At 60.1% G+C, this 1,207-nt stretch carries 1 protein-coding gene; it reads right to left on the minus strand.

All coding sequences use genetic code 11. From position 1 onward, the window contains the following. Positions 1-2: 2 nt before the first annotated feature. On the minus strand, positions 3-1,151 hold the full coding sequence (gene macA, locus ACP7BN_RS02915) for a macrolide transporter subunit MacA (protein ID WP_426201469.1): 1,149 nt from the start codon (positions 1,149-1,151) through the stop codon (positions 3-5). Between the last annotated feature and the right edge of the window lie 56 nt (positions 1,152-1,207).

Consider the following 1,207-nt stretch of genomic DNA (forward strand, 5'->3'; position numbering starts at 1 on the left):
GCTCATGACCCCGCCACGCTCGACACCGGATCGCCGATCACCACCCGATCCCCCTCGGCCAGTCCGGCGTTGATCTGCACTTTGACGTTGTTGTTGATGCCGGTCTGCACATTGCGCGATTGCGCCTGGCCTTTGCCATCGAGTACACGCACCGGAAAACTGCCGTCGGCATTGCGCGGGCCGAGCGCGGCCACCGGAATTGTCAGGGTGGATTTGGCAGTATCGAGCACCACCCGCACTTGCGCCGTCATCGAGATGCGCAAGCGGTGATCGGGGTTTGGCACCTCGAACAAGGCGTTGTAGAACACTGCAGTGTTTTGCTTCGGCGTGCCGGCCGGCGCGGTTTCGAGGAAGTTCTGCGGTGCCGGCTCGGTGCCGCGCAGTTTGCCGTAATAGCGTTTGTCCTCGCCGAGAATGGTGAAATACACCTCCTGCCCCGGCTCGATATGGATCACATCGGCTTCTGACACTTGGGCCTTGACGGTCATGGTGTCCAGATCCGCCAGTTTCAGCAGCACCGGCGCCAACTGACTGGCGATCACTGTTTGGCCCTCCTGGGTGACGATGCCGACCACGTCACCGTCAATCGGCGCAATGATCCGCGTGTACGCGAGGTTGACCTTGGCCGTGTCGATCTGGATGTGTGCGCTTTTGATCTGCGCATCCAGCGACAGCAGATTGGCCTGCTGCACTTCGTAGTTGGATTGCGCGGTTTCGAAATCCTGCCGCGAGATTGACGCGTCCTCCTGCAAATCCTGATAACGCATGTAAATCGCCTTGGTCTGCTTCAACTGCGCCTGGGTTGCCCGACGCTGCGCTTGCAGGTTTTCCTCGTCGACCTGGGCCTGACGCAAGGTGTTTTGCAGCACCAGTGGATCGATCTCCGCCAGCCACTGGCCCTTCTTCACCTTGTCGCCAACCTTGACCTTAAGCGACTTCAATTGCCCGGAGACCTGCGCGCCGACATCCACTTGCTTGATGCCTTCGAGCAACCCGGTAGCCAGCACCGCGTTTTCAATGTCACTGCGTTCGACCGTGGCGGTCAGGTACTGCGGCGCTTCGGCCGGCGCCTGCACCGCATAAAACACCAGCCCGGCCACCGCCAACAACGCCAATCCCATAGCGACTCTGCGCAACTTCGACTTTTCCATAAATGCCCACAAAATCCGTTAAGGGTGAGCCCGGCCAGCGACCGGGCTGCAGAAAA

Source organism: Pseudomonas sp. TWP3-1 (assembly GCF_049896625.1).
In the GTDB taxonomy this organism is placed as follows: domain Bacteria; phylum Pseudomonadota; class Gammaproteobacteria; order Pseudomonadales; family Pseudomonadaceae; genus Aquipseudomonas.